The sequence below is a fragment of the Stenotrophomonas sp. Steno-Z10-HUANG genome (genome assembly GCF_056393075.1).
In genome coordinates this window covers 16205-37995 of record NZ_JBWJPA010000013.1, presented here as the reverse complement: position 1 = coordinate 37995, position 21791 = coordinate 16205, and the positions used below count along the sequence as shown (strand labels likewise).

Here is a 21791-nt window from a genome sequence, read left to right as displayed (position 1 = left end):
CAGGATGTCCGCGGGCGCCCGCTCAGCCCGGCGGCGTGTCCGCCTTGGCGCCTGCGGCGGGGGCCGGCAGCTCGTTCTCGGCCGGCAGATCCAGGCTGTAGGTGCAGCCGGCCAGGGTCTTCCCAGGGTGCGATTTGACGTTGGACACGCTCAGGATCACCGACTCGATCAGCGCCTCGCCGGTGCTGGCGTCGTTGACGTCGCGGCTGACCAGTTCGCGGCCGGCCATGAACTTGCCGTCGGCGTCGTAGCCGGTTTCCAGCTCCAGCGCCGTGGCCAGCGGCCGCGGATCGGCCAGGTCGAGGATCGCCATGATGCTGGAGCCGGCCATGGCGATATGGTCGGACGTATGCCCGAACACGGTCACCGGCGTGTTCAGCATGTACTCGTTCATGAACAGGTTGCTCTGCGGCAGCGGCCGCCAGCCCAGGGCCACCGCCTTGAGCGGATCGGCGGCGATCGGCGCCAGCGCGACGAACTCGCTCACGCTCTGGCGGCACTCGATCAGGGCGGGCAGGTCGATGGCCGGGTCGGCGGATGCGGTGGCCGGCAGCGCGGCGGCGAGCAGCATTGGCAGCGGGCGGATCGTGGGCACGAGGGGCAGGGTGGTCGCAGGGGCCCCCACGTTATCAGTGCGCGCTCATCCGCCGCCACAGCCAGCCGCCGCCCCAACCCAGCAGGCGCCCCAGCAGGATCAGCGGAACCGCCAGCAGCGTGCACAGCGTCAGCAGTGTTGCCGCCGCGCCGATCGCCCGCAGGACCAGCGCCGTGTTGATGGGAAGGGTGAATGCCGCCTGGGCCGCATCGAGCCGCGGAGCCAGGGCGAAGTACGCCGCCGCCAGCGCGAACGCCAGGCCCAGCGTCAGCGGCGATGCACGGAAGAACCGCAGCGTTGCCACCGGGCGCCCGGTGAACAGGCGGGCGATCGCGCGCCAGCCCATCGGCGCCGTCAACAGCGCCACTACCACCACGGCCAGCGCCCATGTGTCGGGAATCGTGCGCGGACTGAAGACAGGCGCAAGCAGCGACAGATAACAGGTGGCCGCGAACGACACCAGGAACACCGTGGCGGACAGCATGCGCACGACCTGCCCGATGCGATGGCGTGGAGCGGATGGAAGCGGGGCCTGCGTGTGGTCGTTCATCCTGAATGACTCCGTGGCGATGGCTGGCGCGATTGAATGATGGATCGCCGCCGGTTTCAACCCTGGGGGGTGGTCAGCGCTCGCCGGCGTAGGGGTCGGCGATGCCCAGCTCGGCCAGGATCTCGCGCTCGAGTTGTTCCATCGCCTCGGCTTCCTTGTCGTCCTCGTGGTCCCAGCCGAGCAGGTGCAGTACGCCGTGCACGGTCAGGTGCGCGTAGTGCGCGTTGAGCGCCTTGCGCTGCTCACCGGCTTCGCGCGCCACCACCGGCGCGCAGATCACCAGGTCGCCGAGCAGCGGGAACTTGACGCCCTTGGGCAGTCCTTCGGGAATTTCGGCCGGGAAGCTGAGCACGTTGGTGGCGTAATCCTTGCCGCGGTAATGGCGGTTCAGCGAGCGGCCTTCGCGGGCATCGACCAGGCGGATCGCCAGGTCGGCCTCGCGGATCCGCCCCTCCAGTGCCGCGGCGACCCAGCGCCGGAAACTCACCGCGGCCGGCAACCCGGCGCGGGGCAGGGCGTAGCTGACGGCGACATCGAGACGGACGGGGCCCTTGGTCATGGCAGTTCCAGCGATCAGGCAGTGCGGAGACGCACAGTATCGCGCGCATGCCGTTTCACCGCGACCTTCAGGGGGGCCGCGTCGAGGGCGATTCCCACGCACGCGGCGCTGTCGCACCGGTCGACGATGCCGGCTTCTCCGGCAGCGCGGTGATCCGGCGCCCCGGTGTGGCGCTTCCTGCGTCGCCGCGTTGTCGTCATGCAGGGTGTCGTCAACGCGGCCGGCGACATTGGCGACCAGCGGCGCCGGGGCTCGCACGCGCGCGGCCGGGTCGGTCAGCACGTTGGATTCATCCGGCCGAGTACGCGCCTGCGCGGCCGAGGCGCGCAGCGTGAATTAACTGAATTGCTTGTGGAACCGGTAGCCGTAGGAATCCGGCAGCCAGTCCGGCGGCGGCAGGCGCATGTTCAGCTGCGGTTTGTGCCCAGCGGGTTGCCCGGCCTCGGCCTTGGCCGTGAGCACCGCCGGGTCGATGGTGCGGCGGGTGGCGTGTCGCCCGTCTCCGGCTGCGGCGGAAACGTGCCCTGATGCAGTTCGCGCAACTGCGTGCAGGTGCCTAGCGCGCTTGCCAGCGGCAGGTGCTGGCGGAAGGCTTGCCATGCCGCCCCCGCCCGCGGCGGCCTGCGCCATCGGCCTGGATCGACCTGCATGTCGATGCGGATCTGCGGGTGATTCTGCAGCGCATGGCGGAATCCCGCGCGCGCATGTTCCCGCTGCGGGTTGAAGCGGCTTCCTTCCGCTCGAAATCGCCGGCCCGCCCGGGCGCGACCGTCGCAGCCGGTTTGCAGGCAGGCGCACGCATCGCGGCATTCCGGTGGCGGCGGCCGCCGGAATGCCGGTGGCAACGGCCAACAGCCCCCCGGTGACAACGCACGCGGAAGGGCCATGGCACCTCCCGTGCGGGTCGGTGCCGGGCGTGCTGGCCGTTACCCGGCCGCGGGGTTGACCCGCTGCAGGTCGCGGCGGTCGTAGGCGCTGACGATGCGCGCCACCAGCGGGTGGCGGACCACGTCGCGCGATTCGAAGAAGGTGAAGCTCACGCCCTCGACGTCGCGCAGCACCTCGATGGCGTCGCGCAGCCCGGATTTGACGTGCTTGGGCAGGTCGGTCTGGGTGAGGTCGCCGGTGACCACCGCGGTCGAGCCGAAGCCCAGCCGGGTCAGGAACATCTTCATCTGCTCGATGGTGGTGTTCTGGGCTTCGTCCAGGATCACGAAGGCGTCGTTGAGCGTGCGCCCGCGCATGTACGCCAGCGGCGCGATCTCGATGACGTTCTTCTCCAGCAGCTTGGCGACCTTCTCCACGCCCAGCATCTCGTACAGCGCGTCGTACAGCGGGCGCAGGTAAGGGTCGACCTTCTGGGTGAGGTCGCCGGGCAGGAAGCCCAGCTTCTCGCCGGCCTCCACCGCCGGGCGCACCAGGATCAGCCGCTGCACGCGCGATTCGTTCAGCGCCTCCACCGCCATGGCCACCGCCAGGAAGGTCTTGCCGGTGCCGGCCGGGCCGATGCCGAAGTTGATGTCGTGGGTGGCGATCTGGTGCAGGTAGCGCGACTGGTTCTGGCCGCGGCCGCGCACGGTGCCGCGCTTGACCTTGATCGCCACGTCCTGCGCCTCGTAGGCGCGCTCGGCCACCTGTTCGACATTGGCGCGGCTCAGCAGCAGGTGGATGGCGTGGCTGTCCAGGGCGGTGCCGGCGGCCTCGTCGTAGAGCGCCTTGAGCAGGCGCTCGGCTTCGCTGGCGGCCTTGCCCGGGCCGCTGACGCGGAACACGTTGCCGCGGTTGGCGATCTGCACGCCCAGGCGCAGCTCGATCTGGCGCAGGTTCTCGTCGAACGGGCCGGCGAGGTTGGCCAGCCGCTCGTTGTCGGCCGGGTCGAGGGTGAAATCGTGGTGGATGGTCGCAGTCATGGGTCCAGAAATGGTGCCGGCGCGCCCGGTATCAATGCCGCCGGGGCGAGGGTGGGCATCTTCTCACTTCCGGTCCGCGCGCTGTCCGGGGCGGTGGCGGGCTTCCGGTGACTGGGGCATGGCGCGAAGACGGCCGACCGGGAGGGCCGCACCGGATCATCATTGAAATTTAATTGTTCGTTGAATTAAATGTGGCGATGAAACGTTCCCGGTCCACGACACCCACCGCTACCGCCAAGCCCGCCGCGCCTGCGCGCCCGCCGCGCCGGCGCGCGCCGGGGCGGCGGCCCGGCGCCGATGCCGTCGACCTGCGCGAACGGCTGCTGGACGCGGCGCTGGCCTGTTTCGTCGCGCAGGGCATCGGCGCCACCTCGCTGCGCGACATCGCCCGTCGCGTCGGCGTGACGCCGGCGCTGGTCCACTATTACTTCGGCGACAAGCTGCAACTGCGCCAGGCGGTGGTGGCCGAACGGCTGTGGCCGGTGATGGCCGAGGTCCATGCCGGGGTGGGCGGGGCGGGCGACGACGTGGCGGCGATGGTGGCCGCCTTCGTCGCCGGCATCACCCGCGCGGTGGCGGCCAATCCCTGGTTGCCGACGCTGTGGGTAAGGGAAATCCTCTGCGAAGGTGGTGCCCTGCGCGGGATGATGCTGGAGCAGGCCGGGCCGTTGCTGCCGCGCCTGCTGATGCAGCGGTTGAGCGCCGCGCAACAGGCCGGGCGGCTCGCCCCGGCGCTGGATCCGCGGCTGCTGGTGGTGTCGATGGTGGGGCTGACGATGTTCCCGCTGGCCAGTGCGCCGATCTGGCAGCAGCTGTTCGGCGCCGGGGAGCTGGGGGCCGATGCGGTGCAGCGGCATGCGATGGCGGTGTTGACGCGCGTTCTGGAGCCGGAACATGAATGACCGGGGCAACCCCGTGATATGGGTGTTGGTGCTGGCGCTGGCGGGCTGTTCGCAGCAGGCGCCGCAGGCACTGGGCACGCTGGAATGGGACCGGGTGACGGTGCCGGCGCCGGTGTCCGAGCGCATCGTGCGCCTGGATGTGCGCGAAGGCCAACGGGTCGCCGCCGGGGCGCCGCTGCTGCAGCTGGAACCGGCGCAGACCCGGGCGCAGCTGGATGCACTGCAGGCGCGGGTGCAGCAGAGCGACGCCGCACTGCTGGAACTGCGCCATGGCCCGCGCAGCGAAGACATCGACCAGGCCCGCGCTGCGCTGGCCGCCGCGCAGGCGCAGGCGCGCGAAGCGCAGGCGTACCTTGCGCGACTGCGGCCCCTGGCGCAGCGCCAGTTGGTGGCGCCGGCGGAGCTGGATCGCGCGCTGGCCGCCGCGCGCAGCGCACAGGCGCAGGTGCGGCAGGCCGCGGCGGCGCTGGACGAACGCCTGCACGGCATCCGCAGCGAGCAACTGGCGCAGGGCGAGGCCGCACTGGCGGCCGCCCGGGCCACGGCCGCGACGCAATCGCTGCTGCTGGACAAGCTGACCCTGGTGGCCCCGCGTGCCGGCCGCGTCGACAGCCTTCCCTACAAGCTCGGCGACCAGCCGGCGGTGGGCGCGCCGCTGGCGGTGCTGCTGGTGGGGGAGGCGCCTTACGCGCGCGTCTACCTGCCGCAGGCACTGCGCAACCGGCTGCAGGTGGGCGATCCGCTGCGGGTGCAACTGCAGCCGGCCGGTCCGGTGTTCGCCGGCCGGGTGCGCATGATCCGCAGCGACCCGGTGTTCACCCCGTACTTCGCGCTGACCGGGCAGGACGCCGAGCGCCTGAGTTACTTGGCCGAGATCAGCCTGGGCAGCGACGCGGCGGCGCTGCCGGTGGGGGCCCCGGTACGGGTGCTGGCCGACGCCGCGGTGGGCGCGCGCTGATGGACGGCGCCGGCGTCGCGATCCGCGCGCGCGGCCTGAGCCGGCGCTTCGGCGCGCTGCGGGCGGTGGACGGCATCGACCTGGACGTGCCGCGCCGGCAGGTGTACGGCTTCCTGGGTCCGAACGGTTCGGGCAAGTCCACCACCATCCGCATGCTGTGTGGCCTGCTCACGCCCAGCGCCGGCGAGATCGAGGTGCTGGGCCTGCGCATTCCCGCGCAGGCCGAGGCGCTGCGCAGCCGCATCGGCTACATGACGCAGAAGTTCTCGCTGTTCGACGACCTGGGCGTGCGCGAGAACCTGGAGTTCATGGCGGCCGTGCACGACCTGCCGGGGGCGCAGGCGCGGCGGCGCATCGACACGCTGGTCGAGCAATACCGTTTCCAGGACCGGCAGAAGCAGCTGGCGGGCACCCTGAGCGGTGGCCAGAAACAGCGCCTGGCGCTGGCCGCGGCGGTCATCCACCAACCGGAACTGCTGTTCCTGGACGAACCCACCAGCGCGGTGGACCCCGAATCGCGCCGCGATTTCTGGGAAAAGCTGTTCGAACTGGCCGATGCCGGCACCACCCTGCTGGTCTCCACCCATTACATGGACGAGGCCGAGCGCTGCCACCGCATCGCCATCCTCGACCGTGGCGTGCTGGTGGCCGACGGTACCCCGGCCGAACTCACCGCGCGGCTGGCCGGGCGCACGCTCGTGGTCGACGCCGATCCGCCGCGGCAGGCCGCGCGGGTGCTGGCGGCCTGCGCCGGCGTGGCCAGCGTGGCGCAGATCGGCAACCGCCTGCGCGTGCTGCTGGATCCCGGTGCCGCGCCGGCGCCACTGGCCGAAGCGCTGCAGGCGGCGGGCATCGCCGCGCGCATGCAGCCCCAGCCCGCCAGCCTGGAAGACGTGTTCGTCGCCGCGACCCGCCAGCGGCCGGCTGCCGCCCGGGACGAGGCATGAAGCTGCGCCGCCTGCTGGGGGTGATGCGCAAGGAGCTGCGGCAGATGCGGCGCGACCGCATCACCCTGGCGATGATCATCGGCATCCCGGTGATGCAGCTGCTGCTGTTCGGCTACGCCATCAACACCAACCTGCGCGATCTGTCCGCGGGCATCGCCGACCAGGCCCGTACCTCGGCCTCGCGGATGCTGGCGCGTGACATCGTGGCCAGCGGCGTGGTGGCGCCGGCGCTGGAGGTGGCGACGCCGCAGCAACTGGTGGACGCGATGCGCCGCGGCGAGATCAGCATCGGCATCGTCATTCCGCCCGACTACGAGCGCCGCCGCGCCGAAGGCCGCGAAGCGCTGCAGATCCTGGTCGACGGCAGTGACAACGCGGTGCAGAGCGCGGCCGCGCAGCTGGCGCGGATGCCGCTGGACGGCATGGCGTTCGACCCGCTGGCGCCGACCCCGGTCAGCGTGGTCGCCTTCTACAACCCGCAGCGCAGCTCGGCGACCAACATCGTACCGGGGCTGGTGGGGGTGATCCTGACCATGACCATGGTGCTGTTCACCGCGGTGGCGATCGTGCGCGAACGCGAACGCGGCAACATGGAACTGCTGATCGCCACGCCGCTGACCAGCGCCGAGCTGATGGTCGGCAAGGTCGTTCCCTACGTGGTGGTCGGGCTGGTGCAGACCAGCATGGTGCTGGCACTGGGCGCGTGGTGCTTCCACGTGCCCATCGGGGGCAGCCTGTGGCATGTATTCATCGCCGCCAGCCTGCTGATCGTCGCCAACCTGGCGCTGGGGCTGCTGATATCGACCCGCGCGCAGTCGCAGTTCCAGGCGATGCAGATGACCTTCTTCCTGTTCCTGCCGTCGATCCTGCTGTCCGGCTTCATGTTCCCGTTCGCGGGCATGCCGCGTCCGGTGCAATGGCTGGCGGAGCTGCTGCCGCTGACCCATTTCCTGCGCCTGGTGCGCGGGGTGATGCTGCGTGGCGCCAGCCTGTGGGAGCTGTGGCCCGATGCGCTGGCGCTGCTGGTCTTCAGTGCGGTGATGATGGCAGGCGCGATCCTGCGCTTCCGCAAGCGGCTGGACTGAGCATGCGGCGCGGTTGTCCACCGTGGGTGTGGATGCGCGCGCGACGAACCTGTGGATAGCTGCGCGCGCGCCTTGCGTGGCAAGCGGTTGCCGGTGGTGGTGAAAATCTGTCCACGTGGCGCGGGGTTGTCCACAGCGGATGTGGATGAGGCCCGGGCGAACATGTGGATAAGCCGTGGCGGCCGTTGCCGCACAAGGCGGCGCACGGGCTGGCCAAGAACTGGCCAGCGGCCGCGCGCACCGGCTGCCCGGGGCGGCAGCCGGCTGCGGCTCAGTCCGGGGTGACGATGCGTCCGCGCAGCGAGTTGGTCAGCGCCTCGGTGATGACCACGTCCACGAACTGGCCGATCAGCCGCTTCGGGCCCGGGAAATTGACCGAGCGCATGTTCTCGGTCTTGCCGGTCAGCTCGTTGTCGTCCTTGCGCGAGGTGCCCTCCACCAGCACGGTCTGCACGCTGCCGACCATGTTCCTGGAGATGCCGGCGGCATATGCGTTGATGTGCGCCTGCAGGCGCGACAGGCGCGCGTGCTTCTCCGCCTCGGGGGTGGTGTCCTCCAGGTCGGCGGCCGGGGTGCCGGGGCGGCGCGAGTAGATGAAGGAGAAGCTCTGGTCGAAGCCCACGTCCTCGATCAGCTTCATGGTCTTCTCGAAGTCGGCCTCGGTCTCGCCGGGAAAGCCGACGATGAAATCCGAACTGATCGAGATGTCCGGGCGTACCGCGCGCAGCTTGCGGATCTTGGCCTTGAACTCGAGCGCGGTGTAACCGCGCTTCATGGCGCTGAGCACGCGGTCGCTGCCGGCCTGTACCGGCAGGTGCAGGTAATTGGCCAGCTTGGGCACGTCGCGGTAGGCGTCCACCAGCGAGTCGCTGAACTCCAGCGGGTGCGAGGTGGTGAAGCGGATGCGGCCGATGCCGTCGATCTCGGCGATGGTGCGGATCAGCAGGCCGAGGTCGGCGATCTCGCCGTCGCCGTACGGGCCCCGGTAGGCATTGACGTTCTGGCCGAGCAGGTTGATCTCGCGCACGCCCTGCGCGGCCAGCTGCGCGCACTCCACCACCACGTCCTCGAACGGGCGGCTGACCTCGGTGCCGCGGGTATAGGGCACCACGCAGAACGAGCAGTACTTGGAACAGCCTTCCATGATCGACACGAACGCCGAGGGGCCCTCGGCGCGCGGCTCGGGCAGTCGGTCGAACTTTTCGATCTCGGGGAAGCTGATGTCGACCTGCGGGCGGTTCTGCTCGCGGCGGGCACGGATCAGCTCCGGCAGCCGGTGCAGGGTCTGCGGGCCGAACACCAGGTCCACGTACGGTGCGCGCTTGACGATGGCCTCGCCCTCCTGCGACGCCACGCAGCCACCGACGCCGATGATCACGTCACGGCCGCCGGCCTTGAGTTCCTTCCAGCGGCCGAGCTGGCTGAACACCTTCTCCTGCGCCTTCTCGCGGATGGAGCAGGTATTGACCAGCACCACGTCCGCCTCCTCGGGGTTGTCGGTCAGCTCCAGGCCCTCGGCCTGCGCCAGCACGTCGGCCATCTTGGCCGAGTCGTACTCGTTCATCTGGCAACCGTGGGTCTTGATGTAGAGCTTGCCGCGCGCCGGCGTGCCGGCGGCCGCGCCGCGGGCACCGGGCAGGGGGATCAATTCGGGGGTGTTCATGTCGACGGAAGACACGGCGGAAACCGCCGTGTTCGGCAGGGGGGAGGCGGGCGTCCCGGGCATGGCGCTTATTCCAGACGGGTGGGCGGGCAGGCGGCGCTGGCGCCGCGGCGGGGGGCGATTGTACCGGGGTTGCCGGCGCCGGGCGTACCGGCGGCGGCCGGCAGTTGGCATTCCGGGCGCGAAACTGGGACACTTCCGCCCGCAATGAAGACCGGACTGGGGATTGCTGGGGTAGTGATCGCCGCGCTGACGGCTATGCCGGCCAGTGCCGGTACCCTGTACAAGTGCCTCGGTGCCGATGGCGTCTCCAACTACGTCAGCAAGCGCATCCACGGAGCCAGCTGCAGCGTGGTCGGCAGCTACCGGCCGTCGGCCCGGCCGGCCAGCCGGCCACCGGCCGCCGCGCCCGCGGCCAGTGCCGGGGGCGCCGCCACCGCGGACCGCCCCGCGCCCACCACGGTGACCGCCAGCGCCGCGCCCGCCACACCGGCGCCAGCGCCGGCGCCCGTCAGCCGCGCGCAGCGGGTGGTCAGCGGGCAGGTCTATACCTACATGAAGGACGGCGTGCGCCACTACACCAGCGCCCGTCCGGCGCAGGTCGCCAGCCTGGGCGAAGTACGCACCATCCGCTACAGCTACATCGAGCGCTGCTATGCCTGCGGCGCCAATCCCGGCGTCAACTTCGGCACGGTGCGGCTCAACACCCAGGCCTATCGCGCCGAAATCGCCGCCGCGGCGCGCGAGTTCGGGGTCGAGGAAGCGGTGGTGCGCGCGGTGATCCATGCCGAGTCGGCGTTCAATCCCACTGCCTTGAGCCGCGCCGGCGCGCAGGGGCTGATGCAGCTGATGCCGGCCACCGCGCGCCGCTTCGGGGTGAGCGATGCCTACGACGCCAGCCAGAACATCCGCGGCGGCGTGCGCTACCTGTCGTGGCTGCTGCGCCGCTTCAACGGCGACCTGACGCTGGCCGCGGCCGGTTACAACGCCGGCGAGGGCGCGGTGGACCGGCACGGGGGCGTGCCGCCCTACAACGAAACCCAGTATTACGTAAAGCGCGTGGCGCAGTTGGCCGACCGCTACCGTGGCGAGCTGGGTTCGCGCCAATGAGTGCTGTTCTTTTTTATTCCAGGAGCGCGTGACAAAAGTCATGGACTCGTGTTTCATCGCGTTGTGCGGCCGCTGAGCGTTCAGCTAAACTCGGGGGAGATTCGATTCTGAGCGGTCCGGTTCCACCGGTCGCAGGCAGCCGCAAGCCACCTAATCAATATCGGAGGGCCGGATGGCCAACGATGGGGTAAACGATCCAGTCAATGCCGGACGCCGGCGCTTCCTGACCGCGACCACCGCCGTGGTCGGCGCAGTCGGGGCAGGTTTCGCAGCAGTTCCTTTCATCAAGTCATGGAATCCCAGTGCCAAGGCCCAGCTGGCCGGCGCACCGGTGAATGCCGACATCAGCGCGTTGCAGGAGGGGCAGCGCCTGGTCCTGGAGTGGCGAGGCCAGCCGATCTGGATCGTCAAGCGCTCCAAAGCGGTGCTCGAGGCGTTGCCGACGCTCGATGGCCGCCTGCGCGACCCCAAGTCCGAGAATGCGGACCAGCAGCCGGATTATGTGCGCAAGGCCAACCCGGAGCTGCGCTCGATCAAGCCGGAAATCTCGGTGCTGGTCGGCCTGTGCACCCACCTGGGCTGCTCGCCGGAAATGGCCGCCGAGATCAAGCCCGAGCCGTATGACCCGGAATGGAAGGGTGGCTACTTCTGCCCCTGCCACAAGTCGCGCTTCGATATGGCCGGACGCGTGTTCCAGGGCGTGCCGGCGCCGACCAACCTGGTCGTGCCACCACACCACTACGCCGACGACAACACCATCGTCATCGGCGTCGATCCGAAGGGGGCGGCGTAATCATGGCTGACAACATCCTCGTCCGCGCCGCCAATGGCGTGATGGGCTGGGTCAACGACCGCGCCCCGGCGCTGATGCCGATGTACCGGAAGCACATGTCCGAGTACTACGCGCCGAAGAACTTCAACATCTGGTACATCTTCGGCGTGCTGTCGATGGTGGTGCTGGTCAACCAGATCGTCACCGGCATCTTCCTCACCATGCATTACAAGACCAGCGCGGCGGAAGCCTTCGCCTCGGTCGAGTACATCATGCGCGACGTGGAGTGGGGCTGGCTGATCCGCTACATGCACAGCACCGGCGCCTCGCTGTTCTTCATCGTCGTCTACCTGCACATGTTCCGCGGGCTGATGTACGGCTCCTACAAGAAGCCGCGCGAGCTGGTCTGGATCCTGGGCATGCTGATCTACCTGGCGCTGATGGCCGAAGCCTTCATGGGCTACGTGCTGCCGTGGGGCCAGATGTCGTTCTGGGGCGCGAAGGTCATCATCTCGCTGTTCGGCGCGATCCCGGTGATCGGCAACGGCCTGACCGAGTGGATCATGGGCGACTACTTGCCGTCCGACGCCACCTTGAACCGCTTCTTCGCCCTGCACGTGATCGCGGTGCCGCTGGTGCTGCTGCTGCTGGTGGTGCTGCACCTGGGGGCGCTGCACGAGGTGGGCTCCAACAACCCCGACGGCGTGGAGATCAAGAAGGGCCCGAAGGGCAACCGCTGGTCGCCGACCGCGCCGGCCGATGGCGTGCCGTTCCATCCGTATTACACGGTGAAGGACACCTTCTACGTGTTCGCGATGATGGTCATCGCCGCCTTCATCATCTTCTTCGCCCCGGCGTTCGGCGGCTGGTTCCTCGAGCACGACAACTTCACCGAGGCCAACAGCCTGGTGACCCCGGCGCACATCAAGCCGGTGTGGTACTACACGCCCTACTACGCGATGCTGCGGGTGATCCCGCACAAGCTCAGCGGCGTGCTGGTGATGTTCGGTGCCATCGCGATCCTGTTCCTGGTGCCGTGGCTGGACCGCGCCAAGGTCAAGTCCTACCGCTACCGCGGTCTGCTGTCCAAGCTGCTGCTGTTCGGCTTCGCCATCAGCTTCGTGTGGCTGGGCAAGATCGGTGCGGGCCCGGGTACCGACCCGGTGGAGACCATCATCGGCCGTTTCCTGACCGCGTATTACTTCCTCTTCTTCCTGACCATGCCAGTGTGGACCAAGCTGGACAAGACCAAGCCGGTGCCGGAGCGGGTGACGACGCATGACTAAGAAATGGATTGCCTTGCTGGCATCGGCCGCTGCCGCGCTCCTGTTCTCGGCCACCACCTTCGCCGCCACCGAAGGCGCGCTGCAGCAGGCCGGCAACGACCTGTCCGACCAGGCATCGCTGCAGCGTGGTGCGCAGGCCTACATGAACTACTGCTCGGGCTGCCATTCGCTGAAATACCTGCGTTACTCGCGCATGGCGTCGGACCTTGGCCTGACCGAGCAGCAGGTCATGGACAACCTGAATTTCACCGGTGCCAAGTTCGGTGAGCAGATCCATGTCGCCATGACCAAGGCGCAGGGCGAGAAGTGGTTCGGCAAGATGCCGCCGGACCTGAGCCTGATCGCGCGCGTGCGCCAGAGCGACTGGGTCTACACCTATCTCAAGTCGTTCTACCTGGACGAGTCGCGGCCGCTGGGCTGGAACAACAAGCTGTTCCCGAACGCCTCCATGCCCAACCCGCTGTGGGAGCTGCAGGGCCTCCAGCATGCCGAGTTCGGCGAGCCCGACGCGGCCGGCGAGCGGCACCCGGAGCGGCTGGTGGTGACCAGTCCGGGCAAGGTGACGCCGCAGGAGTACGACCAGACCGTGCGCGACATCACCAATTTCCTGGAGTACGCGGGCGAGCCGGCCGCACTCAAGCGCCAGAGCCTGGGCGTGTGGGTGGTGCTGTTCCTGGCGCTGCTCTCCTTCCTGGCTTACCTGCTCAAGAACGAGTACTGGACCGACGTGCATTGACGTGAGGGTGGGTCCCGGACCGGTGCGGGGGCAGGTTCCCCGGCACTTGGCATCGGCACCGGCTGACTGCACACTCAGGGAAGGTGGCGACCGCGGGCGCTGGGCCCGCGGCGCCGTAAGGCTGGCGGATGCCGGCCCTTGGAGAGCCCTTGATGGCGGCGAGTGTGCGCATGCGAAATACCCTGACGTTGTTCTCGGCCAATGACGATGTCCTGTGCCATCGGGTGCGGCTGGTACTGGCCGCGAAGGGCGTCACCTACGATCTGGTCCCGGTCGATCCACAGAATCCGCCGGAAGACCTCATCGACCTCAATCCCTACCATTCGGTGCCGACCCTGGTCGAGCGCGAGCTGGTGCTCTATGCGGCCTCGGTGGTCAGCGAGTACCTGGACGAGCGCTACCCGCATCCACCGCTGATGCCGGTGGACCCGTTGTCGCGGGCGCGCCTGCGCCTGGCGATGTTGCGCATCGAGCACGACTGGGTGCCCCAGGTGCAGGCGATCCAGCTGGGCAACAAGAGCCAGGCTGAAGCCGCCCGCAAGCGGCTGAAGGAGCTGGTGGCGCAGTCGGTGCCGCTGTTCAAGGCATCCAAGTTCTTCCTCAATCCGGAAATGAGCCTTGCCGACTGCGCGATGGCGCCGATCATCTGGCGGCTCGAGGCACTGGGCATCGCGCTGCCCAAGGACGGCAAGGCCATCGAGGACTACGGCAACCGCATCTTCCGCAACCCGGGTTTCATCCGCAGCCTCACCGAACAGGAAAAGAAGCTGCGCGACCTGCCGGCCTGACGCATCTGCTGTATGCAGACTTATCGATCACCGCCGCAGGGCGGTGACGGCACCCGATGCCGCGTACACTTGCCCCATGAGTGAAGAATCTTTCCGCATGAGCAGCCATCGCCCCTACCTGTTGCGGGCGCTGGTGGAGTGGATCAACGACAACGGCATGACCCCGCACATCATGGTCGACGCCGGCGTGCCCGGCGTGCAGGTGCCGGCCAGCGCCGTAAAGGACGAGCGGGTCGTGCTGAACATCGCCGAGCGCGCGGTGATGCGGCTGCACATCGACAACGATGCGGTGAGTTTCACCGCGCGTTTTTCCGGCGTCAGCTTCCCGGTGAACGTGCCGATCGCCGCGGTGCTGGCGGTGTATGCGCGCGAAACCGGGCAGGGCATGGCATTGCCCGATGACATTCCCGGCAATGATGGGCCGGAGCCGCACGACGACGACACCCCGCCGCCCACGCCACCGGATCCGCCGCAGCCCTCGGGCAAGCGCCCGTTCCTGCGGGTAGTGAAATGAACCCACCGCCGCCGCCAGGCGGCGGTTTCGTTTGCATGGCAGCGCGGATCGCGCCGCGTGCCGGCGTCAGATGTCCTCCGCCTCGTCGCGCGGCTGCAGCATGCTGACCCGGGCGCTGGCCGGGCCGACGAAGGACACCAGCTGCCTGCCGCGCAGCACCATGCGCCCGCTATGGCGCTCGACGCCATCGTAGGAATAATCGAAGCGGAAACTGCGCTCGAAGCCCAGCCAGCCGCTGGGCAGCCGGCACAACCGCAGCCCGGTGGCATGTACGCTCTGGTCCAGCCACTGCACGTCCGCCGCCTGGCAGGCGTTGCGGCCCAGTTCGGTCGCGCGTTCGGCCGCGGCCCGGGACGCATCCCAGAAGGCATAGCCGATGGCGCCGAGGATCATCAGGATCAACAAGGTAGGCATGGCGCCACTTTAGGCGGCCGCGCGCAAAAGCGGAACCACGCCCGATGCAATGGGCGCGCGTGCCACGCGACGATCGCGGCGCGTAGCCGGGCGTGCGCCGGGCTGTTCAGCGCTCGCTGGCCGCCGCATCCACCGGCGTCGGTGCCGGTGCTTCCACCAGCTTCAGCAGTGCCGCCCAGTCCTGGCGGTTGAAGTCGCACTCCTCCTCGCGGCCGGGCGAGCACGCGGGCTCCAGCGTCAACGGCTGCGGGTCGGCCGGCGCCGGCATGAGCAGGCGTCCGGTCCGGCCCAGCGGCAGCTTGCGCATCACCACCGTGTTGGCGACGTTGCCGCCTACCAGATACAGGGTCTGGTCGCCGCCGGCATTGGCGGCCACGACCACTTCGCAGTGCGATTTCCAGCGGTCGGCGCCGCCACCGTCCAGGGCCTGCGCCAGGCCCGCGTAGCTGAGCGGCCTGCTGCGTTCGCGCAGGAAGCACAGCAGGTCGCCCGGCGCGGGCTTTTCCTGCATCGGATCGGTGAGCCGGTAGGGGCGGGCGGCGGCGCCACCGCGGCGGGCGGCACGGATGTAGTCGATATGCCGGGGAGAGCGGGTGAAGCCCGGCACGCCGGCACGCGTCATTACCCAGGAAACGAATGCGGCCGACCAGGGATTGTCGACCAGGAACGCACGGCAATCGTTATCGGTGGTGCGCTCGCCGGGCAGTGCCATGCAACTGTGGGCGCCGGGCAGGGCGGCCATCGGCGACAGCGTGCCGCTCTCGCGCCAGTAGCCGGCCACCCGCTGCCACGCGACCAGGCCATCGTCGGCCAGGCTGCCGCTCTCGGCCTCGGTGATGGCGAGGCTGGCGATGCGCCCGTCGCGATCGATGAAAGGGCGGTACCAGAGACGGTGTTCGTCGCACGCGGCGCGGATGACCGCCTTGGCGGTTTCGCCCACGCCATAGCGCGGCGGGATGTCACAGACTTCCACCGCCGCGGCTGGCAGGGCGGGCAATGACAGCGCACAGCAGAGCAGGAAGCGGTGGGCCACGGCGGGTTTCCTTCGGGCATGCATGCGAGCCTTGCAGAGCCGCGCGTGGCGGTGCCGTGAAATCAGCGCGGCGGTGGGCCCAGCTTCAGCGACAGGTCGATCGCCTGCACATGCTTGGTCAGTCCACCGATGGAAACATAGTCGACCCCGTCCTCGGCGATCGCGCGCAGCCCGTCCAGGCCGACGCTGCCGGAAACCTCCAGTGGAATGCGCTTCGCGGGCGCCTGGCTGGCGGCGATGCGTACCGCATCGCGGCGCATGGCCGGGCTGAAGTCGTCGATCAGGATGCGGTCGCAACCGACGGCCAGCGCCTCTTCCAGCTGCGCCAGGTCCTCCACCTCGACCACCAGCGGCAGCGCCGGTTGCTGCGCGCGCGCGGCGCGTACCGCGGCGGTCAACGAGCCGGCGGCGCGGATGTGGTTCTCCTTCAGCATCACCATGTCGAACAGGCCGATGCGGTGGTTGTCGCCGCCGCCGCAGCGCACCGCGTACTTCTGCGCCAGGCGCAGGCCGGGCAGGGTCTTGCGGGTGTCGAGGATGCGTGTCCCGGTGCCGGCCACGGCCGCGACATGGCGCGCGGTGGTGGTGGCGGTGGCCGACAGCGTCTGCATGAAATTCAGCGACGTGCGCTCGGCGCTGACCAGGGCGCGGCTGCAGCCCTGCAGCGTGGCCAGCACGGTGCCGGCGGCGACCTGCTCGCCCTCCCGCACCCGCCAGTCGATCCTGACCTGCGGATCGAGCGCGCGGTGGGTGGCGTCGAACCAGGGGCGGCCGGCGATCACCGCGTCCTGCTTGCACAGCAGGTAGGCGCAGTCGGCGGTATCGGGCAGCAGCGCGGCGGTGACGTCGCCGCTGCCGATGTCCTCGGCCAGGGCGCGGGCGACGTCGGCGTCGATCTGCTCCTGCGGCGGAGCGGCCGGCGGCTGCGGCAGCATCACTTGCCCGGGAAACCGTCGATCTGCGCGGTGGCGATGGCCTCCTCGGGCAGCAGCACCGGGATGCCGTCCTCGACCCGGAACACCTGCCTGCGGTCGCGGGTGACCAGCGCCTCGCGCAGCGGTTCTGCCTGCGCGCTGCCGTCGGCGCGGCTGACGCCGCCGGCGGCGATGGCGCGGTTCAGCGCTTCCAGTCCGGCACTGTCCAGCAGGGCCAGCGGCTGGCGGGTGTCGGGCGAGACGAGCAGGTCGAGCAGTTTGCGGTCCATCGGGTCGTGGTCTTGCGTGGAAGATGGCTAGAATACGTCTTTGCAGCAGGTGACGGCCAATGACCCCCAATTCCTCCGCGCCGCTCGTCGGCATCGTGATGGGTTCCCGTTCCGACTGGGAAACCATGCAGCACGCGGCCCAGAAGCTCGACGCGCTGGGTGTGCCCTATGAAGTGAAGGTGGTTTCGGCGCATCGCACGCCGGACGTGCTGTTCACCTATGCCGAACAGGCCGGCCCGCGCGGGCTGCGCGCGATCATCGCCGGCGCCGGCGGCGCCGCCCACCTGCCGGGGATGATCGCGGCCAAGACCGCGGTGCCGGTGCTGGGCGTTCCGGTGCAGTCCAAGGCACTGAACGGCATGGATTCGCTGCTGTCGATCGTGCAGATGCCGGCCGGGATCCCGGTGGCGACATTCGCCATCGGCAATGCCGGCGCGTCGAACGCGGCGCTGTTCGCGGCGGCGATGCTGGCGCCGGCGCAACCGGCCATCGGCCAGGCGCTGGAGGCATTCCGCGCGCGCCAGACCGCCGACGTGATGGCCGCCGACGATCCGCGCCAATGACCACGGTCGGCATCCTCGGCGGTGGGCAGCTGGCCCGCATGATGGTCCTGGCCGGTGCGCCGCTCGGCCTGCGCTTCGTGGTGTTCGATCCCGCCGCCGACGCCTGCGCCGGGCAGCTGGCGCCGCTGCAGGTCGGGGCGTTCGACGACACCGCCGCGCTGGCCGAGTTCGCCGCACGGGTGGACGTGGTCACCTTCGATTTCGAGAACGTGCCGGCCGCCAGCGCGCGCTGGCTGGCCGAGCGCAGGCCGGTGTTTCCCAACCCCGCCGCGCTGGCGGTGGCGCAGGACCGGCTCAGCGAGAAATCCCTGTTCCAGGAGCTGGGCATTCCGCTGCCGCCGTTCGCCGATATCCGCAGCCGCGACGAGCTGGCGGCGAAGGCCGCCGAGTTCGGCATGCCCTGCATCCTCAAGACGCGCCGGCTCGGGTACGACGGCAAGGGCCAGTTCCGCATCCGCGGCGAGGCCGACATCGACGCCGCCTGGCAGGCGCTGGGCGCCCAGGTGGACGCGACCGGCCTGATCCTGGAGGGCTTCGTCGCCTTCGACCGCGAGGTCAGCGTGGTGGCCGTGCGTGGCCGCGATGGCGAGTTCCGCGCCTGGCCGCTGACCGGCAACTGGCACGTCGATGGCGTGCTGTCGGCGAGCCTGGCGCCGGCCCCCGCGGGCGCGGCCCAGCACGAAGCGGCCATCGGCTATGCGCGCCGGGTGGCCGAGCGGCTCGACTACGTCGGCGTGTTCGCGCTCGAACTGTTCTGCCGCGGCGACGAGCTGCTGGCCAACGAGATGGCACCGCGCGTGCACAACTCCGGCCACTGGACCAGTGACGGCGCGGAAACTTCGCAGTTCGAGAACCATCTGCGCGCGGTGCTGGGCCTGCCGCTGGGCGACACCCGGGTGCTGGGCCACGCCTGCATGCTCAACTGGCTCGGCCGGATGCCGGATGCGCGTGCCGTACTCGCCGAGCCCGCCGGCCACTGGCACGATTACGGCAAGCAGCCGCGCGAAGGCCGCAAGGTGGGCCATGCCAACCTGCGCGACGACGATGCCGCGGCATTGGCCGACGCGCTGGAGCGGGTGGGGCAGGCGCTTGCCCGGCCGGCGCAGGTCGAACCGGTGGTGCGCGCGCTGCGCGGCCGCTGACCGCGCCAGCGCCGGGATCCACGGCGTGGCGGTGCGCTCCCGTGCGCACCGCCGCGACCGGTCGGGTGGTAGCGTGGCGGCTCCTTCCCTCGGAGTGGCCACCATGCTGGACTGGAACGCATACCGTCGCGAGCTGAAGGGGCGTATCGGCGAGCTGGGCAAGCTCTCGCCCGATACGCTCAAGGGCTACATGACGCTGAGCGGTGCCGGCGCGCAGACCGCGCACCTGGGTGCCCGGACCCGCGAGCTGATCGCCCTGGCGGTGGCGGTGACGACCCGCTGCGACGGCTGCATCACCACCCATGTCGACGCGGCGCTGAAACAGGGGGCGAGCCGCGAGGAGATCGCCGAGGCGCTGGGCGTGGCGGTCGCGCTCAATGCCGGTGCCGCGCTGGTGTTCTCGGCGCGGGTGCTGGACGCGGTGGACGCCCACGGCTGAAGCGATCCGGGCCGCGGCCGGGTCGGTCGCGGGCGGTGACGCCCGCGCAGGCCCACCGGCGCGCTCAGCGCAGCCGGGCGCCGACGAAATCCCAGTTCACCAGCTTCCAGAACGCCTGCAGGTAGCGCCCGCGGTCGTCCTGGAAGTCGGTGTAATAGGCGTGCTCCCACAGGTCGCAGCCCAGCAGGGGCGTGCTGTCCCCGGTCAGCGGCGTGTTGGCGTTGCGGGTGGTGACGATGGCCAGGCGGCCGTCCGGATGCTGCACCAGCCACGCCCAGCCGGAACCGGCCAGGGCCAGTGCCGCGCGGTTGAATTCCTCGCGCAGTTTCTGGGTGTCGCCGAACTGGCGGGCGATCAGGTCGGCCAGCGCGCCGTGCGGCTCGCCGCCGGCCCGCGGGTGCAGGCACTGCCAGTAGAAAGCGTGGTTCCAGGCCTGCGCGGCGGCTTCGAACAGGCTGCCCTGGCTGGCGCGGACGATCTCCTCCAGTGCCAGGCCCTCCAGTTCGGTGCCGGCGATGCGGGCGTTGACGGCTTCGATCTCGGCGCGCTGGTGGTGGCCGTGGTGCAGGTCCAGTGTCGCCGCGGTGAGATGCGGCTGCAGGGCGTCGCGGGGATAGGGCAGGTCGGGCAGTTCGACGGGCATGGTCCGTTTCTTTTCGGTCTGGGGCGCCGGCAGCCGGCTGGCTCGGCTTACAATCGGCAGCCACGGGGGAAGAGTCTATCCGACCGGACAGGCCGTTCCTTCGCAGCAGCTGGGAGATTGCAATGGCGGTGATGGAGCAAATCCAGGCGGAGGTGGAGCAGCATCCCCTCGTCCTGTTCATGAAAGGGACGCCGCAGTATCCGATGTGCGGGTTCTCCAGCCGGGCCGTACAGGCGCTGCTGGCGGCGGGCGCGGTCAACCTGCGCACCGTCAACGTGCTCGAGCTGCCCGAAGTGCGCGCCAACCTGCCGCGCTATTCCAACTGGCCGACGTTTCCGCAGTTCTTCATGCATGGCGAACTGATCGGCGGCTGCGACATCATCCTGGAACTGCTGGAGTCGGGCGAGCTCAAGCGCATCGTCGCCGAGGCGGGCCAGGCATGAGCGCGCAATCGATCGACGCCGGCAACGCGCCGGCCCCGGGGTCGCGCCTGGACGGGCGCGTCGTGCTGGTCGCCGGTGCCGCCGGCGGCCTCGGTGCGGCGGCGTCGCGGGCCTGCGCCGCGGCCGGCGCCACCGTGGTCCTGCTCGGGCGCAAGGTCGCCAAGCTCAACCGCGTCTATGACAGTGCCGCGCAGCTCGGTCCCGAGCCGCTGCTGTATCCGTTGGACATGGAGGGCGCCTCGCCCGATGACTACGCCGAACTGGCCGCGCGGCTGGCGTCGGAAGTCGGCCGGCTGGATGGCCTGCTGCACTGTGCGGCCGACTTCGCCGGGCTCACGCCCTTCGCGCTCGCGGACCCGGCGGCATTCGCGCGCGCCATCCATGTCAACCTGACCGCCCGCGCCTGGCTGACCCAGGCCTGCCTGCCGCTGTTGCGCCAGCGCGAAGATGCGGCGGTGGTGTTCGCGCTGGACGACCCGCAGCGGGTCGGCCAGGCCTACTGGGGCGGCTATGGCGTGGCCCAGTATGGCCTGCGTGGCCTGCTCGATACCCTGCACCACGAACTGCGCAGCGGTCCGGTGCGGGTCAGCGGGTTGCAGCCGCGGCCGATGCGCACGCCGCTGCGGGCGCGCGCCTTCACCCACGAAACCGACTACGCGCCGGTCGACCCGGCGGCCTGCGCCGATGCCTGCGTACAGCTGCTGGCCGCCGATGGCGCGGCCTGGCGCGGCAAGGTGCTGGAACTGCACGGGTGACGATCCTCTCCGCCGCGCTGCTGCTGTTCCTGATCCTGGACCCGCTGGGCAACATCCCGGTGTTCCTCAGCCTGCTCAAGCCGCTGGCGCCTCGCCGCCAGCGCGTGGTCCTGGTGCGCGAGCTGCTGATCGCGCTGGCCGTGCTGATGGCCTTCCTGTGGGGCGGCAAGTACGCGCTGGAGCTCATGCACCTGCGCCAGGAGTCGGTGGCCATCGCCGGCGGCATCGTGCTGTTCCTGATCGGCATCCGCATGATCTTCCCGCGGCCGGAAGGGCTGATGGGGGCGGTGCCGGACGGCGAGCCGTTCATCGTGCCGATGGCGATCCCGCTGGTGGCCGGGCCGTCGGGCATGGCGGCGGTCATGCTGATGGGCAGCAACGAGCCCGACCGGCTCGGTGAATGGAGCCTGGCACTGCTGCTGGCGTGGGGCGCCACGGCGGCGATCCTGATGTCGGCGACGCTGCTCTACAAGCTGCTCGGGGCGCGGGCGCTGACCGCGCTGGAGCGCCTCATGGGCATGCTGCTCGTCGCGATTTCCGTGCAGATGTTGCTAGACGGTGTCGCCACCTACCTGGCGTCCATCCCGTAAGTCTTTGATTCGATTGTGCCGCATTTGCTGCAATGCAAGATGGCTGTCTTGCTGCGGTCATATTTGGTGCTTACCGTGTTAACCTTATCTTAACCGTTGCGCATGTAACCGCCGCGGAAGGTACCCCCAGATTCAAGCCGATCAGGCGCCCGGTGGCCCCGGGGCTGATGGATCGCGTTTTTTCCCAATC

General features: G+C 69.7%; 26 protein-coding genes. 16 read left to right on the top strand and 10 right to left on the bottom strand.

From position 1 onward, the window contains the following. Positions 1–22: 22 nt before the first annotated feature. The 4 genes from AC06E6_RS15390 to AC06E6_RS15375 all read right to left on the bottom strand — a co-directional run bounded on the left by AC06E6_RS15390 (position 23) and on the right by AC06E6_RS15375 (position 3614). Positions 23–571 (bottom strand): hypothetical protein, encoded by a 549-nt coding sequence (locus AC06E6_RS15390; RefSeq protein ID WP_478061892.1) that lies wholly within the window; start codon positions 569–571, stop codon positions 23–25. 58 nt (positions 572–629) lie between these two features. Next, positions 630–1145 (bottom strand): hypothetical protein, encoded by a 516-nt coding sequence (locus tag AC06E6_RS15385; RefSeq protein WP_478061891.1) that lies wholly within the window; start codon positions 1143–1145, stop codon positions 630–632. Between the two features lie 73 nt (positions 1146–1218). After that, positions 1219–1704: an rRNA maturation RNase YbeY gene (ybeY, locus tag AC06E6_RS15380; protein ID WP_054664592.1), complete on the bottom strand. Its 486-nt coding sequence runs from the start codon at positions 1702–1704 to the stop codon at positions 1219–1221. Positions 1705–2630: 926 nt separating this feature from the next. Beyond that, complete coding sequence (locus AC06E6_RS15375) at positions 2631–3614, bottom strand: PhoH family protein (RefSeq protein ID WP_478061889.1); 984 nt, start codon at positions 3612–3614, stop codon at positions 2631–2633. A 197-nt stretch (positions 3615–3811) separates the two neighbouring features. On the opposite strand from AC06E6_RS15375, the gene AC06E6_RS15370 reads away from it, so the two are divergent. From AC06E6_RS15370 to AC06E6_RS15355, 4 genes are read left to right on the top strand one after another with little or no spacing between them, the layout of a single operon-like run. After that, positions 3812–4516: a TetR/AcrR family transcriptional regulator gene (locus AC06E6_RS15370; RefSeq protein ID WP_478061888.1), complete on the top strand. Its 705-nt coding sequence runs from the start codon at positions 3812–3814 to the stop codon at positions 4514–4516. Further along, the gene (locus tag AC06E6_RS15365) at positions 4509–5474 is read left to right on the top strand and encodes an HlyD family secretion protein (protein WP_478061886.1); all 966 of its coding nucleotides are present in this window, start codon (positions 4509–4511) and stop codon (positions 5472–5474) included. The genes AC06E6_RS15370 and AC06E6_RS15365 overlap by 8 nt, the downstream gene beginning before the upstream one ends. Before the next feature lie 20 nt (positions 5475–5494). Then, entirely contained in the window at positions 5495–6421 is a 927-nt protein-coding gene (locus AC06E6_RS15360) for an ABC transporter ATP-binding protein (RefSeq protein WP_478061968.1), read from the top strand. Then, positions 6418–7506 carry an ABC transporter permease gene (locus AC06E6_RS15355; protein WP_161615440.1) on the top strand — a complete coding sequence of 363 codons (1089 nt, stop codon included), beginning with the start codon at positions 6418–6420 and terminating at the stop codon, positions 7504–7506. Before AC06E6_RS15360 ends, AC06E6_RS15355 begins: the two co-directional genes overlap by 4 nt. Before the next feature lie 271 nt (positions 7507–7777). Here AC06E6_RS15355 and miaB read toward each other — a convergent pair whose 3' ends face one another. Next, on the bottom strand, positions 7778–9208 hold the full coding sequence (gene miaB, locus AC06E6_RS15350; protein ID WP_409476789.1) for a tRNA (N6-isopentenyl adenosine(37)-C2)-methylthiotransferase MiaB: 1431 nt from the start codon (positions 9206–9208) through the stop codon (positions 7778–7780). A 168-nt stretch (positions 9209–9376) separates the two neighbouring features. On the opposite strand from miaB, the gene AC06E6_RS15345 reads away from it, so the two are divergent. From AC06E6_RS15345 to AC06E6_RS15320, 6 genes are all read left to right on the top strand, one after another. Continuing rightward, positions 9377–10279: a lytic transglycosylase domain-containing protein gene (locus AC06E6_RS15345; RefSeq protein ID WP_478061885.1), complete on the top strand. Its 903-nt coding sequence runs from the start codon at positions 9377–9379 to the stop codon at positions 10277–10279. Positions 10280–10451: 172 nt separating this feature from the next. Beyond that, on the top strand, positions 10452–11072 hold the full coding sequence (gene petA, locus AC06E6_RS15340; protein ID WP_104938486.1) for a ubiquinol-cytochrome c reductase iron-sulfur subunit: 621 nt from the start codon (positions 10452–10454) through the stop codon (positions 11070–11072). A 2-nt stretch (positions 11073–11074) separates the two neighbouring features. Further along, positions 11075–12337: a cytochrome b gene (locus tag AC06E6_RS15335; protein ID WP_056932280.1), complete on the top strand. Its 1263-nt coding sequence runs from the start codon at positions 11075–11077 to the stop codon at positions 12335–12337. Further along, positions 12330–13073 (top strand): cytochrome c1, encoded by a 744-nt coding sequence (locus AC06E6_RS15330; RefSeq protein ID WP_104938488.1) that lies wholly within the window; start codon positions 12330–12332, stop codon positions 13071–13073. The genes AC06E6_RS15335 and AC06E6_RS15330 overlap by 8 nt, the downstream gene beginning before the upstream one ends. A 152-nt stretch (positions 13074–13225) precedes the next feature. Then, on the top strand, positions 13226–13861 hold the full coding sequence (locus AC06E6_RS15325; RefSeq protein WP_161613196.1) for a glutathione S-transferase N-terminal domain-containing protein: 636 nt from the start codon (positions 13226–13228) through the stop codon (positions 13859–13861). Positions 13862–13937: 76 nt separating this feature from the next. Further along, positions 13938–14375 carry a ClpXP protease specificity-enhancing factor gene (locus AC06E6_RS15320; RefSeq protein ID WP_161613188.1) on the top strand — a complete coding sequence of 146 codons (438 nt, stop codon included), beginning with the start codon at positions 13938–13940 and terminating at the stop codon, positions 14373–14375. A gap of 66 nt (positions 14376–14441) precedes the next feature. Here the strand turns inward: AC06E6_RS15320 and AC06E6_RS15315 are convergent, their stop codons facing one another. The 4 genes from AC06E6_RS15315 to AC06E6_RS15300 all read right to left on the bottom strand — a co-directional run bounded on the left by AC06E6_RS15315 (position 14442) and on the right by AC06E6_RS15300 (position 17026). Continuing rightward, a complete protein-coding gene (locus tag AC06E6_RS15315) occupies positions 14442–14789 on the bottom strand; it encodes a DUF3301 domain-containing protein (RefSeq protein ID WP_104938491.1) in 348 nt (115 codons plus the stop codon). A gap of 106 nt (positions 14790–14895) precedes the next feature. Beyond that, positions 14896–15846, bottom strand: coding sequence for a DUF2272 domain-containing protein (locus tag AC06E6_RS15310; RefSeq protein ID WP_478061881.1), 951 nt, complete (start codon positions 15844–15846; stop codon positions 14896–14898). Positions 15847–15884: 38 nt separating this feature from the next. Next, a complete protein-coding gene (gene nadC / locus AC06E6_RS15305) occupies positions 15885–16757 on the bottom strand; it encodes a carboxylating nicotinate-nucleotide diphosphorylase (RefSeq protein WP_478061879.1) in 873 nt (290 codons plus the stop codon). Beyond that, positions 16757–17026 carry a Trm112 family protein gene (locus AC06E6_RS15300; protein ID WP_161613186.1) on the bottom strand — a complete coding sequence of 90 codons (270 nt, stop codon included), beginning with the start codon at positions 17024–17026 and terminating at the stop codon, positions 16757–16759. The genes nadC and AC06E6_RS15300 overlap by 1 nt, the downstream gene beginning before the upstream one ends. A gap of 59 nt (positions 17027–17085) precedes the next feature. On the opposite strand from AC06E6_RS15300, the gene purE reads away from it, so the two are divergent. From purE to AC06E6_RS15285, 3 genes are all read left to right on the top strand, one after another. Continuing rightward, on the top strand, positions 17086–17589 hold the full coding sequence (gene purE, locus AC06E6_RS15295) for a 5-(carboxyamino)imidazole ribonucleotide mutase (protein WP_104938495.1): 504 nt from the start codon (positions 17086–17088) through the stop codon (positions 17587–17589). Next, positions 17586–18731, top strand: coding sequence for a 5-(carboxyamino)imidazole ribonucleotide synthase (locus AC06E6_RS15290; protein WP_161613185.1), 1146 nt, complete (start codon positions 17586–17588; stop codon positions 18729–18731). Before purE ends, AC06E6_RS15290 begins: the two co-directional genes overlap by 4 nt. A gap of 103 nt (positions 18732–18834) precedes the next feature. Beyond that, entirely contained in the window at positions 18835–19170 is a 336-nt protein-coding gene (locus AC06E6_RS15285) for a carboxymuconolactone decarboxylase family protein (protein WP_478061877.1), read from the top strand. Between the two features lie 64 nt (positions 19171–19234). Here the strand turns inward: AC06E6_RS15285 and AC06E6_RS15280 are convergent, their stop codons facing one another. Next, complete coding sequence (locus AC06E6_RS15280) at positions 19235–19813, bottom strand: superoxide dismutase (RefSeq protein ID WP_240211487.1); 579 nt, start codon at positions 19811–19813, stop codon at positions 19235–19237. A gap of 122 nt (positions 19814–19935) precedes the next feature. Here AC06E6_RS15280 and grxD point away from each other — a divergent pair, with 122 nt between their 5' ends. From grxD to AC06E6_RS15265, 3 genes are read left to right on the top strand one after another with little or no spacing between them, the layout of a single operon-like run. Beyond that, positions 19936–20256 (top strand): Grx4 family monothiol glutaredoxin, encoded by a 321-nt coding sequence (gene grxD / locus AC06E6_RS15275; RefSeq protein WP_104938499.1) that lies wholly within the window; start codon positions 19936–19938, stop codon positions 20254–20256. Continuing rightward, entirely contained in the window at positions 20253–21011 is a 759-nt protein-coding gene (locus tag AC06E6_RS15270; protein ID WP_240211486.1) for an SDR family NAD(P)-dependent oxidoreductase, read from the top strand. The genes grxD and AC06E6_RS15270 overlap by 4 nt, the downstream gene beginning before the upstream one ends. After that, positions 21008–21601, top strand: a complete 594-nt coding sequence (locus tag AC06E6_RS15265; RefSeq protein ID WP_104938501.1) for a YhgN family NAAT transporter — start codon at positions 21008–21010, stop codon at positions 21599–21601. Before AC06E6_RS15270 ends, AC06E6_RS15265 begins: the two co-directional genes overlap by 4 nt. Positions 21602–21791 lie beyond the last annotated feature (190 nt).